At 72.0% G+C, this 15,833-nt stretch carries 13 protein-coding genes and 1 pseudogene; 9 read left to right on the top strand and 5 right to left on the bottom strand.

Features of this window, described 5'->3' with window-relative positions:
* The 4 genes and pseudogenes from ACR9ZG_RS05355 to ACR9ZG_RS05340 form a co-directional block, all read left to right on the top strand.
* A partial coding sequence (locus ACR9ZG_RS05355; RefSeq protein ID WP_481283789.1) for an anthranilate synthase component I family protein occupies positions 1 to 892 on the top strand: 892 nt, incomplete at its 5' end.
* A gap of 98 nt (positions 893 to 990) precedes the next feature.
* Complete coding sequence (gene leuS / locus ACR9ZG_RS05350) at positions 991 to 3,594, top strand: leucine--tRNA ligase (RefSeq protein ID WP_481283788.1); 2,604 nt, start codon at positions 991 to 993, stop codon at positions 3,592 to 3,594.
* 120 nt (positions 3,595 to 3,714) lie between these two features.
* Positions 3,715 to 4,458, top strand: coding sequence for a helix-hairpin-helix domain-containing protein (locus ACR9ZG_RS05345; protein ID WP_481283787.1), 744 nt, complete (start codon positions 3,715 to 3,717; stop codon positions 4,456 to 4,458).
* A 68-nt stretch (positions 4,459 to 4,526) separates the two neighbouring features.
* Positions 4,527 to 6,662 (top strand): annotated as a pseudogene (locus ACR9ZG_RS05340) (ComEC/Rec2 family competence protein); the annotation flags it as partial.
* Here ACR9ZG_RS05340 and ACR9ZG_RS05335 read toward each other — a convergent pair.
* Entirely contained in the window at positions 6,588 to 6,857 is a 270-nt protein-coding gene (locus tag ACR9ZG_RS05335) for a hypothetical protein (protein ID WP_481283786.1), read from the bottom strand. The pseudogene ACR9ZG_RS05340 and the gene ACR9ZG_RS05335 sit on opposite strands and share 75 nt — an antisense overlap.
* Before the next feature lie 218 nt (positions 6,858 to 7,075).
* Between ACR9ZG_RS05335 and holA the strand changes: the two genes are divergently transcribed.
* Positions 7,076 to 8,137: a DNA polymerase III subunit delta gene (holA, locus tag ACR9ZG_RS05330; protein WP_481283785.1), complete on the top strand. Its 1,062-nt coding sequence runs from the start codon at positions 7,076 to 7,078 to the stop codon at positions 8,135 to 8,137.
* Positions 8,138 to 8,319: 182 nt separating this feature from the next.
* Here holA and rpsT read toward each other — a convergent pair whose 3' ends face one another.
* A complete protein-coding gene (gene rpsT / locus ACR9ZG_RS05325; RefSeq protein ID WP_481283784.1) occupies positions 8,320 to 8,580 on the bottom strand; it encodes a 30S ribosomal protein S20 in 261 nt (86 codons plus the stop codon).
* Positions 8,581 to 8,736: 156 nt separating this feature from the next.
* The gene (locus ACR9ZG_RS05320; protein WP_481283783.1) at positions 8,737 to 9,627 is read right to left on the bottom strand and encodes an NAD-dependent epimerase/dehydratase family protein; all 891 of its coding nucleotides are present in this window, start codon (positions 9,625 to 9,627) and stop codon (positions 8,737 to 8,739) included.
* Between the two features lie 116 nt (positions 9,628 to 9,743).
* Here ACR9ZG_RS05320 and ACR9ZG_RS05315 point away from each other — a divergent pair, with 116 nt between their 5' ends.
* From ACR9ZG_RS05315 to hemW, 4 genes are all read left to right on the top strand, one after another.
* Positions 9,744 to 10,964, top strand: coding sequence for an amidohydrolase (locus ACR9ZG_RS05315; RefSeq protein ID WP_481283782.1), 1,221 nt, complete (start codon positions 9,744 to 9,746; stop codon positions 10,962 to 10,964).
* 87 nt (positions 10,965 to 11,051) lie between these two features.
* The gene (gene lepA / locus ACR9ZG_RS05310; RefSeq protein WP_481283781.1) at positions 11,052 to 12,905 is read left to right on the top strand and encodes a translation elongation factor 4; all 1,854 of its coding nucleotides are present in this window, start codon (positions 11,052 to 11,054) and stop codon (positions 12,903 to 12,905) included.
* A 50-nt stretch (positions 12,906 to 12,955) separates the two neighbouring features.
* A complete protein-coding gene (locus ACR9ZG_RS05305; protein ID WP_481283780.1) occupies positions 12,956 to 13,603 on the top strand; it encodes a DUF1990 family protein in 648 nt (215 codons plus the stop codon).
* Complete coding sequence (gene hemW / locus ACR9ZG_RS05300) at positions 13,603 to 14,832, top strand: radical SAM family heme chaperone HemW (RefSeq protein WP_481283779.1); 1,230 nt, start codon at positions 13,603 to 13,605, stop codon at positions 14,830 to 14,832. Before ACR9ZG_RS05305 ends, hemW begins: the two co-directional genes overlap by 1 nt.
* Before the next feature lie 12 nt (positions 14,833 to 14,844).
* Here the strand turns inward: hemW and ACR9ZG_RS05295 are convergent, their stop codons facing one another.
* Positions 14,845 to 15,228: a DUF4870 domain-containing protein gene (locus ACR9ZG_RS05295; protein WP_481283778.1), complete on the bottom strand. Its 384-nt coding sequence runs from the start codon at positions 15,226 to 15,228 to the stop codon at positions 14,845 to 14,847.
* Between the two features lie 83 nt (positions 15,229 to 15,311).
* Positions 15,312 to 15,719, bottom strand: a complete 408-nt coding sequence (locus ACR9ZG_RS05290; RefSeq protein ID WP_481283777.1) for a DUF4870 domain-containing protein — start codon at positions 15,717 to 15,719, stop codon at positions 15,312 to 15,314.
* Between the last annotated feature and the right edge of the window lie 114 nt (positions 15,720 to 15,833).

Genomic DNA, 15,833 nt, shown 5'->3' with positions numbered 1-15,833 from the left:
TCCCGTTCCTCCCACCACCGCCGCCTGGCGCCACACCGACGACGCGTACCTCGCCCTCATCGCCGACTGCCAGGACGCGATCCGCGCCGGCGACGCCTACCAGCTGTGCCTCACGAACACCGCCGCAGCGGTCACGGCCGCCGACCCGCTCGCCGTCCACCTCCGGCTGCGCCGGGCCAGCCCTGCGCCGCACGCGGGCTTCGTCCGCATCCAGGGCCGCACGCTGGTCAGCTCGTCGCCCGAGCAGTTCCTGCTGGTGACGCCGGAGGGCCGCGTCCGCACCCGCCCGATCAAGGGGACCCGCCCGCGCGGCGCGACCGTCGCCGCCGATCTCGCCCTGCGCGCCGAGCTGGAGGCGAGCGAGAAGGAGCGCGCCGAGAACGTCATGATCGTCGACCTCATGCGCAACGACCTCGGCCGCGTGTGCGAGGTCGGCTCGGTGGCGGTGTCGCGGCTGCTGACCGTCGAGAGCTACGCGCAGGTCCACCAGCTGGTGAGCACGGTCGAGGGGAGGCTGCGCCCCGGCCTCGGCGCCGTCGACGCGGTCGCGGCGTGCTTCCCGGCCGGCTCGATGACGGGCGCTCCCAAGCTGAGCGCCATGCGCATCCTCGCCGGCCTGGAGGAGGGCCCGCGTGGCGCCTACGCGGGCTGCTTCGGCCGGTTCGGCCTCGACGGGAGCGCCGAGCTGGCGATGGTCATCCGCAGCATCGTGCTCGACGGCCGGTCGGCGACGATCGGCGCCGGCGGCGGCATCACGGCGCTCTCCGTGCCGGAGGAGGAGGTCGCCGAGGTGCACGTGAAGGCGCGGGCGCTGTTGGCGGCGATCGGCGCGGACGACGGCGGCCGGCCGCCCGGGAACGGACCGGACGCCTCCCGCGTTGTCCCTCTATGACATTTAGTAGTCTGGGAACTCGGGCCACCGCACGCCCGACGTCTTCTCCTGCCCGCCGCACGCCGGCCGGCAGCGCAACAACAGATCTTGGGAGTCACGTGGCACACCAGCACGATTCAGGGAGCACCGCCGGCGCGAGCACGGCTGCGGCGGAGGAGCAGTACGACTTCGCGGCCATCCAGAGCAAGTGGCTGCCCGTCTGGGACGAGCTCAAGCCGTTCGCGACGGACGACCCCGAGGACAAGCGTCCGCGCAAGTACATCCTCGACATGTTCCCGTACCCCTCCGGCGATCTGCACATGGGTCACGCGGAGGCCTACGCGCTGGGCGACGTCATCGCCCGCTACTGGCGCCAGCAGGGCTTCAACGTGCTGCACCCGATCGGCTGGGACGCCTTCGGCCTGCCCGCCGAGAACGCGGCGATCAAGCGCGGCCTGGACCCCCGCGGCTGGACGTACGACAACATCGCCCAGCAGAAGGCGAGCATGCGCCGCTACGCGCCCAGCTTCGACTGGGACCGCGTCCTCCAGACCTGCGACCCGGAGTACTACCGCTGGAACCAGTGGCTGTTCCTGAAGCTGTACGAGAAGGGCCTGGCGTACCGCAAGGCGAGTCAGGTCAACTGGTGTCCCTTCGACCAGACCGTCCTGGCGAACGAGCAGGTCGTCAACGGCCGCTGCGAGCGCTGCGACAACCTGGTGACGAAGAAGAAGCTGACCCAGTGGTACTTCCGTATCACCGACTACGCCGACCGCCTGCTGGACGACCTGAAGCAGCTGGAGGGCGCCTGGCCCTCCAAGGTCATCAGCATGCAGCGCAACTGGATCGGCCGTTCCACCGGCGCCGACGTGCAGTTCGCGATCGAGGGCCGTGACGAGCCGGTGACCGTCTACACGACGCGCCCTGACACCCTGTACGGCGTGACCTTCATGGTCGTCGCCCCCGACTCCGACCTGGCCGCCGAGCTGGTGGAGGGCGTGCGTCCGGAGGTCCGCAAGCGGTTCGAGGACTACCTGGAGGTCGTCCGCGGCACCACCGAGATGGACCGGCTGAGCACCGAGCGCGAGAAGACCGGCGTCTTCCTGGAGCGCCACGCGATCAACCCGTTGACCGGGGAGCGCATCCCGATCTGGGCCGCCGACTACGTGCTGAGCGACTACGGTCACGGCGCGATCATGGCCGTGCCCGCCCACGACCAGCGCGACCTGGACTTCGCGCGCGCGTTCGACCTCCCCGTGCGGGTGGTCGTCGACACCACGCAGCCGGTGACGGGCGCCATGCCGATCATCCCGGTCGACCCCGAGACGGGCGAGCCGGTGCTGCCGGAGGACGTGCACCTGGAGAGCCCGGCCGAGACGGGCGTCGCCCTGACCGGCGAGGGCCGGCTGATCAACTCCGGGCCGTTCGACGGGCTGAGCAAGTCGAACGCGATCCGCCGCGTCACCGAGGCGCTGCAGGGCTCCGGCCTCGGCGCGCCGGCGAAGAACTTCCGCCTGCGCGACTGGCTGATCTCCCGCCAGCGGTACTGGGGCACGCCGATCCCGATCATCCACTGCGAGCGGTGCGGCGAGGTGCCGGTGCCGGAGGACCAGCTGCCCGTCACGCTGCCGCCGGCCGAGGGGCTCGACCTGCAGCCGAAGGGCACGAGCCCGCTGGGCGCGGCGTCCGACTGGGTGAACGTCTCCTGCCCGAACTGCGATGGCCCGGCCAAGCGCGACACCGACACGATGGACACCTTCGTGGACTCGTCGTGGTACTTCCTGCGGTTCCTGTCCCCGAAGGACGACACGCAGGCGTTCGACCCGCGCGAGGCCGAGAAGTGGGCGCCGGTCGACCAGTACGTCGGAGGCGTGACGCACGCCATCCTGCACCTGCTGTACGCGCGGTTCATCACCAAGGTGCTGTTCGACCTGGGCTCGATCAGCTTCACGGAGCCGTTCACCGCTCTGCTGAACCAGGGCATGGTGCTGATGGACGGCTCCGCCATGAGCAAGTCCCGCGGCAACCTGGTGAAGCTGTCTGAGCAGCTCGACGAGCACGGTGTCGACGCGGTGCGCCTGACCATGTCGTTCGCCGGACCGCCGGAGGACGACATCGACTGGGCGGACGTGTCCCCGTCGGGCAGCGCCAAGTTCCTGGCGCGCGCCTGGCGCGTCGCGCACGACGTGACGAGCAGCCCGGACGTGGTCTGGAAGTCCGGCGACCCGGCGCTGCGCCGCGTCACCCACCGCTTCCTGGCCGACGCGCCGGGACTGGTGGAGGCCTTCAAGTTCAACGTCGTCGTCGCGCGCCTGATGGAGCTGGTGAACGCGACCCGCAAGGCGATCGACACCGGCGCCGGCCCGGCCGACGCGGCCGTGCGCGAGGCGGCAGAGGTCACCGCGATGGCGCTGAACCTGTTCGCGCCGTACACCGCCGAGGACATGTGGTCGCAGCTGGGCTACGAGCCGTCGGTGGCGCTGGCTCAGTGGCGCAAGCCCGACCCGACCCTCCTGATCGAGGAGTCGGTCACGGCCATCGTGCAGGTGGACGGCAAGGTCCGCGACCGGCTGGAGGTGTCGCCCAAGATCAGCGCGGACGACCTGGAGGCGCTGGCCCGCGGCTCGGAGGCCGTCACGCGGAGCGTGGGCGACCGCGAGGTCGTGAACGTGATCGTGCGGGCGCCGAAGCTGGTGAACATCGCGACGAAGCCGCGCGGGTAGGGTCCGCTCTCCTCGCTGCTGCTGGGCGGCGGTCTCTCCACAGGAGGGCCGCCGCCCTTCGCTTTCCACGGATCCGGTCGCAGGCGCCTGCGCGCCGGGCGGGATTCCTAGCGTGGGGGCATGCGTCATCGAGCCGAGTCACCGGGGGAGCCGGACTTCGCGGAGGCGGGCGGGCCTGAGGCCGTCGCTCCCGCTGCGCGGTCCCCGCGTGTGCGGATCGGGGTCGGCGCGGTGGTGGTGCTGCTTCTGCTGGGGATGGTCGTGGCGGTCGTGCTGGCAGCGCTCGCACAGCAGGGGAGCGTCGTGTCGTACAGCTCCGCGGGCGGAGGAGGAGCCACGGCTGCGGGGACCGGCACGGCGACGGCGAGCGGTGGTGATCCAAGGGCTGTCTCGACTGCCGGGCCCGAGCTGCTCGTGCATGTCACCGGCGCGGTCCGCACCCCGGGGATCGTCAGCCTCCACCCGGGGGCCCGGGTGCTCGACGCCGTCGCCGCGGCCGGAGGGTTCACCGACGACGCCGACCCGGCGGGTGTGAACCTCGCGCGGGCGGTGACCGACGGGGAGCAGCTGCCGGTGCCGAAGCTGGGGGAGGCTCCTTCCGCTGCTGCGGGTGGAGCGGTTGCGAACCCGGGAGCGTCCGGTGGCGTCGGCGCCGGTGGCGGCGCCGCAGACGGCGTGGTGGACCTGAACACCGCGACGCTTGCCGATCTCGACGCGCTGCCGCGGATCGGGCCGGCTCTCGCGCAGCGCATCCTCGACTGGCGGGAGGCGCACGGCCGGTTCTCGACCGTGGACGAACTCCGCGAGGTGACCGGGATCGGCGACAAGATCTTCGCGGACCTCAAGAGCCGGGTGCGGGTGTGACGCGGGAGCCGGGTGCCGGCCAGGAGGGGCACACGACAGCCGGTGCCCCGGGACTCGCCCGCGCCGGGATGCCGGACATCCGCCTCGCACTTCCTGCGGCGGCCGCGTGGGTGGCGGCCGGGCTCGCCGTCGGGCTGCCGGTGACGGAGTCCGCTGGCCCGCTGTGGCTGGTGGCGGGCGGGTGCGCGGCCGCCTGCGTGGTGCAGATCGCGGGCTTGTTCCTCGCGCGGGCCGGGCGCACGGTCCCGCCGAGAACAAGCCCGGAGACGGGGCGCCGCCGGCGGCCCGCAGTCCTGCTCGCCTTCGGAGCCCTCATCGCCGTCGGCGCGGGTCTCGGCTGCGCGGCCACCGCTGCCGGAGCGCCCGGGCGGACGGCCGCGGTCCTTGTCGATGCCGAGCGAAGCGGCCGGGAGGTCTCGGTCGAGGTCCGCGTCGACTCCGCGCCCCGGCCGCTCGCCTCCGGCTTCGGTGGAGGGCCGCGCTGGCGCTGGCGCGGCACCGCCGTCACGGCATCGAGTGGAGGCGTCCGCGCGAGCGGGCTGTCCGTACCGGTGACGGTGTTCTCACCGGGCGACGGATCGCTGGAGCTCGGCTCCGCGGTGGCGCTCCACGGCGGGGTGCGGGCCGAACGCCCGGGGGAGGCGACCACGTTCCGCCTCGTCGCCGACGACCGCGGTCGGGCCGTGCACCCGCCACCGCCCTGGCTATCGTGGGCCGAGCCCGTCCGGCGGGCGTTCGCGTCGGCGGCGGCGCGCACCCCTGGCGACGGCGGGGCGCTCCTGCCGGGGCTGGCCATCGGCGACGAGACCCGGGTGCCGGCAGCGCTCGACGACGCCATGACCGCGAGCTCCCTGAGTCACCTCACCGCCGTCTCCGGGGCGAACTGCGCGCTCGTCACCGGGCTGGTCCTCCTGGCCGCGTCGGCGCTGGGCCTCGGCCGGAGGATGCGGGTGGTCGCAGCGGCGGTCGCGCTGGCCGCCTTCGTCGTGCTCGTGGGCCCGAGTCCCAGTGTCATCCGCGCTGCTGCGATGGCCGCCGTCGTGCTGTTCGCCCTGGTTCGCGGCCGTCCGGTGGATGGGCTGCCCACGCTCGCGCTGGCGGTGATCGTCCTCGTGCTGCACGATCCCTGGCTCTCCCGCGACTACGGGTTCGCGCTCTCGGTGCTCGCGACCGCGGGGCTGCTCCTGCTCGCCGCACCGCTGGCGGCCGCACTGACCAGGTGGATGCCGAGACCGCTCGCCCTGGCGCTGGCCGTGCCGACCGCGGCGCAGCTCGCCTGCCAGCCGGTGCTGATCCTCCTGTCGCCCACGATCCCCCTGTACGGGGTCCCGGCGAATCTGCTCGCCGAACCCGCGGCGCCCATCGCCACGGCGCTCGGCTGCCTCGCGTGCCTGGTCCTGCCCTGGGCGCCGGCGCTCGGACAGGCGATCGTGTGGCTGGCCTGGGTCCCGGCCGCCTGGATCGCCCAGGTCGCGCGGGTGGCGAGCGCGCTGCCGGCGCACGCGCTGCCGTGGCCGGAGGGCCTGCTCGGGGTCGGGTTGTGCGCTGTTCTGGCGGTGGCGGTCCTGCTGGTCTGCGTGCGGCATCGAATCCCGCGCGCGGTCGGACTGTGCGCAGGAGTCGTCCTGGCCTGCGCGGGCGTGAGCTACGCGGGTGCCCTCGGCGGCGGAGCGGTCGCTCGCGTCGTGGCGCTTCCGGCCGACTGGGCGATCGCCGCCTGCGACGTAGGGCAGGGCGACGCCATCCTCCTGCGCGACGGGGCCGCCGTCGTCATGATCGACGTCGGCCGCGAGCCGGAGCCGGCCGCCGCCTGTCTTGACCGCCTCGGAATCGGCCGGATCACCCTCCTGGTCCTGACGCACTACGACGCCGACCATGTCGGCGGCCTTGCCGGGATCGTCGACCGCGCGGAGCGCGCCTTCGTCGGGCCGGCTGTCCGCGACGCCGACGAGGCGGTCCTGGCGCGGCTGCGCGCCGCCGGCGTTCCCACACAGCACGCGACGGCTGGGATGGCCGGCACCCTCGGGGGCACGACGTGGCGCCTGCTCTGGCCGCCGTCCGCGCCCGGCCGGCCCGGCGAGCCGGCGCGCGACGGGCCCACGGGGAACGAAGGCAGCATCGTCCTCGAATCACAGGGTCACGGTCTCAGCGCCCTGTTCCTCGGCGACCTCGACGAACGCGGACAGGACCGGCTGCTCGCGACGGGAGCGGTGCGCCCCGTCGACGTCGTGAAGGTCGCGCACCACGGCTCGGCCGACCAGAGCCCCGCACTGTACGACACGCTCCGCGCGCGCCTGGGACTCGTCTCGGTCGGCGCCGACAACGGCTACGGCCACCCCACGCGCCGCGCCCTCGGGATGCTGGCCGCTGCCGGCACCGCGGTCGCCCGCACCGATCAACAGGGCATGCTGCTGGTCTCACCGGGAACGCAAGGCCCGACGCTGTGGTCGGAGCGCGCAGGGGAGGCGGCGTCCCCGGGAGCGGCCGGTCCCGTGTCCGTCGGTCCGGCGTGCAGCGGTGCCGGTCGCGCGGCCGGGGTCGCTCCCGTCGCCACCTGCACCCCTGGTGACCGCGATGACAGTGGCCGCCCGTATCCTGGAGGTGGACGAGGAGGAACGTGGCGACCCGAAACACCGGCCGTACCGGCGCGAGCCGAGGCGGCAACGGCCGCGGCGGCGCAGCGCGCACGGCGAGCGCGATCCCGCAGCTTCCGTGGAACCGCATCCGGGCGGCCCCCGTGGTGCTCGTCAGCGGGCCCGAGGGCTTCCTGGCCGACCGGGCCACGCGGATGCTGCGCGACGAGCTCAAGGCCGCCGACCCGAGCCTCGAGATCAGCGACCTCTCCGCGGCCGACTACGCGCCCGGGGAGCTGCTCACGCTCGCGAGCCCCTCCCTGTTCGGGGAGCCGCGGCTCATCCGGGTGGAGGCGGTGGAGAAGTGCGGCGACGCCTTCCTCGCCGAGATGCTCGACTACCTCACGGCGCCCGCCGACGGCACGGTCGTTGTGCTCCGCCACGCCGGCGGGGTGCGTGGCAAGAAGCTGCTCGATGCCATCCGCTCCGGCGCGGGCGGCGGGGTCGAGGTGGTCTGCACCGAGCTCAAGAAGGACTCCGAGAAGTACGAGTTCGCCCAGGCCGAGTTCTCCGCGGCGGGGCGCAAGATCACGCCGGGGGCGCTGCGGGCGATCACGTCCGCGTTCGCAGACGACCTCGCCGAGCTCGCCGCCGCCTGCCAGCAGCTGCTGTCGGACTCCGCCGAGCAGATCACCGAGGCGACCGTCGACAAATACTACGGCGGCCGGGTCGAGACCAACGCGTTCCAGGTGGCCGACGCCGCGATCGCCGGGCGCCACGGGGAGGCCCTGGTCACCCTGCGGCACGCCCTCGCCTCCGGCGCCGACCCCGTGCCGATGGTGGCCGCGTTCGCGAGCAAGATCCGCACCATGGCGAAGCTCTCCGGCGCCCGCGGCGGCTCGGGTCAGCTCGCTCAGCAGTTCGGCCTCGCGCCGTGGCAGGTGGACCGGGCGCGCCGCGACCTCGCCGGGTGGACGGAGGACGGGCTGGGCCGCTGCATCGAGGTGCTCGCCGAGACGGACGCCAACGTGAAGGGCGGCGGCCGCGACCCGGTGTTCGCCCTCGAGCGCCTGGTCCGGATCGTCAGCTCCCGCGGCCGCGAGTAGTCGCGGCTCCGAGCCCGCGCAACCGAAGCGGACGCGGGCCGTGCGCACGGATCCCGCGACCCCTCGTTCCTCCACTCCCGACCAAGCAAACGAAAACCCCCGCCCCGGACGGATCCGGGAGCGGGGGTTTCGAAGAGGCGTTCAGCGCCCGCGGGGCGCTTGGCGCCCGTGCTGATCGTGGATCAGAGCGCGGCGACCTGCTTGGCGATGGCCGACTTGCGGTTCGCCGCCTGGTTCTTGTGGATGACGCCCTTGCTGACGGCCTTGTCGAGACGCTTCGAGGCGAGGCTCAGGGCGGCGGTGGCCTTGTCCTTGTCGCCGGCGGCGACGGCCTCGCGGGTGGCGCGGACGGCGGTCTTGAGCTGGCTCTTGACGGCCTTGTTGCGCTCCTGCGCCTTCTTGTTGGTGCGGTTGCGCTTGATCTGCGACTTGATGTTTGCCACGGATGGTTACTTTCGTTCGAAGTGAGTATCGGAGGTGCCGCTCAGCGGGAGAGGGCCGCCGGTGCGGCGTCGTGCGGGACACCCACACGCAAGCCAACAAACAACTTTAGCAGCGGGCCTGCCCTCCGACCAAAACGGCGACGGCGCGATGCGGCCTCAGTCGGCCGCCACGGCCTCCCGCACGTACGACCCGCTGGTCAGCTCATCGAGCAGCGTCGGCCCGTTCGGCTCCCAGCCGAGGTCGATCCGCGCCTTCGCGCCGCGCGCCTGCTGGTCCAGCAGCAGCGCCTCGGCCAGCCCGGCGCCGAGCCGCTCCTCCGTCTCGGCCACGGACTCGGCCTGCACGCCGCCGACCACACGGGCCGCGGCGGCCGCCGCCTCGCCGAGCTGCCGCACGGTGGGGTTCGCGCCGCTCGCGCCGATGTACGTGGACCCAGCGTCGCCCTGCTCCAGAGCGAGCACGTAGAGCGCAGCGAGGTCGTCGACGTGCACGGTCGCCCAGTGCTGCGAGCCGTCGCCGATGAGGCGCAGCGCGGGCGCGACGCCGTCGCCGCGCGGCGCGTCCACGATCACGTTCGCCAGGCCCTTGCCGTGGCCGTACACGATGGAGGGCACGACGACCATCCCGCGCACGCCCGCCGCGCCGAGCACCCGGGCCTCGTTCGCTCCGCGCCACGCCGTGATCGCGGGCGCGTCGGCGGGGGACTCCTCGGTGATGTCGCCGTTGGTCCCGTACGTCCAGATGCCGCCGGTGTGCACGAACGGCTTGTCGCTGCCCTCCAGGGCGCGCAGCACGGCGTCGATGAGGATCGGGTCGACCTCCTGGGCCGACGCCAGGTGGATGACGCCGTCGCTCTCCAGGGCGGCGCGGGCGACGAGGTCCGCGTCGGTCGCGCCGCCGATCAGGGCGACCGCGCCGGCGGCCTCCACGATCGCCGCCTTCTCCGCGTCGCGCACGAGCGCGGTCACGCTGTGCCCCTCCTCGATCAGGCGGGGGAGGACGGAGGTGCCGATGAATCCGGTCGCGCCGGTCAGAAGGATGCTCATACGTGAGGACAACGCGCGCCCGCCCGATGCATTCCACAGTCCGCCCGCGCCGGCGACTTCTCCACTGATCCGCGGACCCCCGGGCCCCTCGCCGGCGCGAGCGTAGGCTCGAAACCATGACCGGAACCTCCATCGCCATCGTCAACGCCTACGTCGTCCCCGTCTCCGCCGACCCGATCGAGGGCGGCGCCGTGCTGATCCAGGAGGGCCGCATCGCCGCGGTCGGTCCTGCCGACGCCGTCGAGATCCCCGAGGGCGCGCAGACCGTCGACGCCGCGGGCAAGTGGGTGCTCCCCGGCTTCGTGGAGGCGCACGGCCACGTCGGCATCCACGAGGAGGCCAACGGCCCCGCGGGCGACGACACGAACGAGATGACGACGCCCAACACCGCGGCCGTGCGCGCGCTGGACGCGATCAACATCGACGACGAGGGCTTCCGCGACGCCCTGTCCGGCGGCGTCACCTCTGTGGTCGTCAAGCCGGGCTCCGGCAACCCGATCGGCGGCCAGACCGTCGCGATCAAGAGCTGGGGCGGCCGCACCATCGACGAGCAGATCATCCGCGAGGCCGTGAGCGTGAAGTCGGCGCTCGGCGAGAACCCGAAGCGCGTCTACGGCGGCAAGAACCAGACGCCGAGCACGCGGCTCGGCGTTGCGATGATCATCCGCGAGGCGTTCGTGGAGGCGCAGAACTACCGTGCCCAGCGCGCGGAGGCGGAGCGTGACGGCAAGGCGTTCGCCCGCGACCTCACCAAGGAGACGCTGGCGCGCGTCCTCGACGGCGAGCTGTACTGGGACCAGCACACCCACCGCCACGACGACATCGCGACCGCGATCCGCCTGGCCGACGAGTTCGGCTACAAGCTGGTCGTCAACCACGGCACGGAGGCGCACAAGATCGCCGACGTGCTGGCCGAGCGCGACATCCCGGTGATCTTCGGCCCGATGTTCACCTCCCGCTCCAAAGTGGAGCTGCGCGACCGCGCGATCGCCAACCTCGCGGCGATCGCGGCCGCCGGCGTCCGGGTCGCGATCACCACGGACCACCCCGTCGTGCCGATCAACTTCCTCGTGCACCAGGCGTCGCTCGCCGTGAAGGAGGGACTGCCGCGGCAGACCGCGCTGGAGGCGCTGACCGTGAACCCGGCGTCGTTCCTCGGCCTCGACGACCGCGTCGGCTCACTGACCGCGGGTCTCGACGCCGACGTGGTGATCTGGTCCGGCGACCCGCTGGACGTGAACTCCCGCGCCGAGCGCGTCTTCATCGGCGGCGCGGAGGTCTACCGCTGGGAGGACGGCGCCGGTCACGTGGTCGAGCGCTCCGAGCGCTTCGCCTGACGCATCGCCCGTAGCGACCCCGGTACCACTGCGGTACCGCCTCCGGTGGCATCGCGCCGCGCCCCTTCATGGGAGAATGGCGGCACGATGTCACCACGAGCTCTGAAGGCCCTCGAGCCGGCCGCCACCGACCCGGCCTCCATCCGCAACTTCTGCATCATCGCCCACATCGACCACGGCAAGTCGACGCTGGCCGACCGGATGCTGCAGATCACCGGCGTCGTCGCCGAGCGTGACATGCGCGCGCAGTACCTCGACCGCATGGACATCGAGCGCGAGCGCGGCATCACCATCAAGAGCCAGGCGGTGCGGATGCCGTGGGCGGTCGACGGCGACACCTTCGCGCTCAACATGATCGACACGCCCGGCCACGTCGACTTCACGTACGAGGTGTCCCGGTCGCTCGCCGCGTGCGAGGGCGCCATCCTGCTCGTCGACGCCGCGCAGGGCATCGAGGCGCAGACGCTCGCGAACCTCTATCTCGCGCTCGAGAACGACCTCACGATCGTCCCCGTCCTCAACAAGATCGACCTCCCCGCGGCCGACCCCGACAAGTACGCGGCCGAGCTCGCCAGCCTCATCGGCGGCAAGCCGGAGGACGTGCTCCGCGTCTCCGGCAAGACCGGGATGGGTGTGGAGGAGCTGCTCGACCGGGTCGTGCAGGAGATCCCCGCACCGGTCGGCGTGGCCGACGCGCCCGCGCGCGCCATGATCTTCGACTCCGTCTACGACAGCTACCGCGGCGTCGTGACGTACGTCCGGATGGTCGACGGCAAGCTGCAGCCGCGCGAGCGCATCCAGATGATGTCGACGAAGGCGACCCACGAGATCCTCGAGATCGGCGTCTCCGCTCCCGAGCCGACCCCGTCGAAGGGTCTGGGCGTCGGCGAGGTGGGCTACCTGATCACCGGCGTGAAGGACGTGCGCCAGTCGAAGGTCGGCGACACGATCACGACGGCAGCCAAGCCCGCGACCGAGGCCCTGCCCGGCTACACCGAGCCGAAGCCGATGGTGTTCTCCGGCCTGTACCCGATCGACGGCAGCGATTACCCGGAGCTCCGCGAGGCGCTCGACAAGCTCAAGCTCTCCGACGCCGCGCTCGTCTACGAGCCCGAGACGTCGGTCGCGCTCGGCTTCGGCTTCCGCTGCGGCTTCCTCGGCCTCCTGCACCTGGAGATCATCACCGAGCGGCTCTCGCGCGAGTTCGGCCTCGACCTCATCACCACCGCGCCCAGCGTGATCTACGAGGTGACCACCGAGGACAAGAAGACCGTCACCGTCACGAACCCCAGCGAGTTCCCCGGCGGCAAGATCGAAAAGGTGCAGGAGCCCATCGTCAAGGCGGCGATCCTCGCGCCGAAGGACTACGTCGGCGTCATCATGGAGCTCTGCCAGAGTCGCCGCGGCACCCTCCTCGGCATGGAGTACCTCGGTGAGGACCGCGTCGAGATCCGCTACACCATGCCGCTCGGCGAGATCGTCTTCGACTTCTTCGACCAGCTGAAGAGCCGCACCGCCGGGTACGCCTCGCTCGACTACGAGCCGGCGGGGGAGCAGGAGGCCGATCTGGTGAAGGTCGACATCCTCCTCCAGGGCGAGACCGTCGACGCCTTCAGCGCGATCGTCCACCGCGACAAGGCCTACGCGTACGGCACGATGATGGCGGGGAGGCTGCGCGAGCTGATCCCGCGGCAGCAGTTCGAGGTCCCGATCCAGGCCGCCATCGGCGCCCGCATCATCGCCCGCGAGAACATCCGCGCGATGCGCAAGGACGTGCTCGCCAAGTGCTACGGCGGCGACATCACCCGCAAGCGCAAGCTCCTCGAGAAGCAGAAGGAGGGCAAGAAGCGCATGAAGATGGTCGGCCGCGTCGAGGTCCCCCAGGAGGCGTTCATCGCCGCGCTGTCGGGCGACACCGAGAAGACCAAGGACAAGAAGTGAAGCAGGACTCGAAATGAAGCAGGCCGAGAAGTAGGGCGAGAATAGACCTCATGCGCCGCTCCTCCTTCACCGACCAGCCCGTCACGTACGGCGCCGTCGGCGGCACCCAGGCCGCGGACCTGCTCTACTACCCGCCGCAGGGCTACCGACCGCTCGAACGCAGCGTTCGCCTCGGCTCCGGGGAGGAGCGGTTCGAGACCGCCGCGTCGGCGCTGATGTCGTGGGGCGTGCAGCGCGGCAGCGGCATCCTCGTCACCGACGTGCAGGAGGGCACCGGCGTCCAGTACGAGGGCATCGAGTACAACGCCGACGGCACGCCGCGCGGGATGCGCGAGCACCGCGTCGAGGAGCACGTCTTCGCCGACGACGGCACGCCCTTCATCCGCAACGGGATGACCGCGCTGCTGAAGATCCCGTTCGGGCCGTTCAAGTTCTCTGCGCCCGTGCGAGTCGTCTACGTCGTCGACGAGCCGGACCGGAAGGGCTTCGCTTACGGGACCCTGCACGGGCACCCGGTGAGCGGCGAGGAGGCGTTCCTCGTGGAACTGCGCGCCGACGGGACGGTCTGGTTCGTCGTGCGCGCCTTCTCGCGGCCGTCGAACGGCTTCTACCGGTTCTTCTCGCCGATCCTGACGCTCGTGCAGCGCAGCTACACGAAGAAGTACCTGCGCTCGCTGCTGCCGGCGCGCTCCGTCTGATGCCGAGCACCCTTCCTCTCGGCGACCCGGCTCCCGCCGACGGCGTGCTGCCCGCGACAGCGGCGGCCGGCGCCGCCGAGCGCGACTTCGGCGTCTACCTGCACGTGCCGTTCTGCCGGGTGCGCTGCGGCTACTGCGACTTCAACACCTACACGGCGACCGAGCTGCGCGGCGTCTCCCAGTCGGACTACGCCGGACACGCGGTCCGGGAGGTGGCCTTCGGCGCGACAGCGCTGGAGCGCTCGGGCGTGCCCGCCCGACCGGCGTCGACGGTGTTCTTCGGGGGCGGCACCCCGACCCTCCTGCCGCCCGGCGACCTGGCCGCGATGCTGGGTGCCGTTCGCGACACCTGGGGGCTGGTTCCCGGCGCCGAGGTGACGACGGAGGCGAATCCCGACTCGGTCGACGCGGAGGACCTCCAGCGGCTCGCCGACGCCGGCTTCACCCGGGTGAGCTTCGGGATGCAGTCCGCCGTCCCGCACGTGCTCGAGACGCTGGAGCGCACGCACGACCCGGCGCGCATCCCGCTCGTGGTCGGCTGGGCGCGCGAGGCCGGACTCGACGTCAGCCTCGACCTCATCTACGGGACGCCGGGCGAGTCCCTCGCCGACTGGCAGCGGAGCCTGGAGACCGCGCTCGCGTGCGAGCCCGACCATCTGTCCGCCTACGCCCTGATCGTCGAGCCGGGGACCAAGCTGGCGCGCCAGATCCGCTCCGGTCAGGTGGCGGAGCCGGACGACGACCTCGAGGCCGACATGTACGAGCTGGCCGACACCGCGCTGGCGGCCGCCGGGTACGACTGGTACGAGGTCAGCAACTGGTCCCGCGGGGCGGAGCACCGCTCGCGGCACAATCTCTCGTACTGGCTCGGTCACGACTGGTGGGGGATCGGCCCCGGCGCGCACAGCCACGTCGGCGGCGTGCGCTGGTGGAACGTGAAGCATCCCGCCGCGTACGCGCAGCGGGTCCTGGCGGGGGAGTCCCCGGCCGCCGGGCGGGAGACCCTCGACGACGAGACCCGGCGGGTCGAGCGGGTGCTGCTGCTGACGCGCATCCGCGAGGGCATCCGCACGGCCGAGCTGGAGCCGGAGGGCCGCCGCGCCGTCGCCGGACTCATCGCCGACGGCCTCGTGGACGCGAAAGCCGCCCTCGCCGGGTCGGTGGTGCTGACCCTGCGAGGGCGGCTCTTGGCGGACGCCGTCGTCAGGCGGCTGCTGCCGGAGGAGTGACGGTGACGCCGCTCAGCTGACGAACTTGATGGCCACCGGGTAGGTGTAGTACTCGCCCTGGTTCGCCTTCACGGCCGCGATGATCGCGAACACGATGCTGACCACCCAGGCGGCGAGCACGATGAACAGGCCGATCACGACGATCGACAGGATCCAGCCCACGATGTACGCGATGAAGATCGTGATCTGGAAGTTCAGCGCGGTGGCGGTGTGCGCGCGGATGAACGGGCCGCGGTCCTTCAGCACGAGGTAACCGATGAGCGCCGGGATCCAGCCGAACAGGATCCCCCCGATGTGAATGAGGGTGGCCCACAGCTTCTCGTCGGCCGGGCTCAGCTGCTGTGCGGATCCTCCGTACGGCGGCTGCTGGGGCGGCGGCGGGGGTGTAGCGGACATGATCTCTCCTTGGAGTGGTCGGTCGGACGCTGCTCAGCCTAGAGGGGCGGGCGCGAGTCTGAGAAGACGCCGAGAGCGTTTCGTCACTTGATGAAGCGGAAGTTCATCGGATAGCGGTAGGTGCCGCCGCCGTTCACGCGGATGAAGCCGAGGATCGACAGCACGAGGTTCACCACGTACAGGGCCCACGGGATGAGGAGGCTGAAGAGCAGGTAGCCGATCCCGCCGACGAGCGGGATGGACCCGAGCACCAGTCCGATCATCTGCGAGATCACCCAGCCGATGATCCAGGTGATCTGCCAGTTGAGCGCCTCCTTCGCCTCCTGCGCCGTCAGCCGGCCGCGATCCTTGAAGACGAGCCAGATGATGAGCGACGGCAGGAGCCAGAGGATGCCGCCGAGGTGGGCGAACGACGCCCACTGCTTGTCCTGGGCGGCGTCGAGCGGCGCGGGAGGGGAGGCCTGGCCTCCGTACGGCTGCTGATCGGACATGCGGGTTCCCTCCTTCGCGGCCGCGACGCCGCTGGCCGGTGCGCATACGGTAGCGCCGGGCGTGTCGCCCCGCAATCACCGATTCCCAGCGGCGCGCGATATGATTAGCACTCC

This window comes from Leifsonia sp. KNZ12-8B (genome assembly GCF_056755495.1).
This window is presented reverse-complemented; position numbering and strand designations above follow the sequence as displayed.

Coding starts and splice junctions, on each gene's coding strand:
- ACR9ZG_RS05315 (WP_481283782.1), top strand. CDS start 9,744: ATGACCGGAACCTCCATCGCCATCGTCAACGCCTACGTCGTCCCCGTC.
- ACR9ZG_RS05290 (WP_481283777.1), bottom strand. CDS start 15,719: ATGTCCGATCAGCAGCCGTACGGAGGCCAGGCCTCCCCTCCCGCGCCG.
- ACR9ZG_RS05295 (WP_481283778.1), bottom strand. CDS start 15,228: ATGTCCGCTACACCCCCGCCGCCGCCCCAGCAGCCGCCGTACGGAGGA.
- hemW (WP_481283779.1), top strand. CDS start 13,603: ATGCCGAGCACCCTTCCTCTCGGCGACCCGGCTCCCGCCGACGGCGTG.
- ACR9ZG_RS05305 (WP_481283780.1), top strand. CDS start 12,956: ATGCGCCGCTCCTCCTTCACCGACCAGCCCGTCACGTACGGCGCCGTC.
- ACR9ZG_RS05345 (WP_481283787.1), top strand. CDS start 3,715: ATGCGTCATCGAGCCGAGTCACCGGGGGAGCCGGACTTCGCGGAGGCG.
- lepA (WP_481283781.1), top strand. CDS start 11,052: ATGTCACCACGAGCTCTGAAGGCCCTCGAGCCGGCCGCCACCGACCCG.
- ACR9ZG_RS05320 (WP_481283783.1), bottom strand. CDS start 9,627: ATGAGCATCCTTCTGACCGGCGCGACCGGATTCATCGGCACCTCCGTC.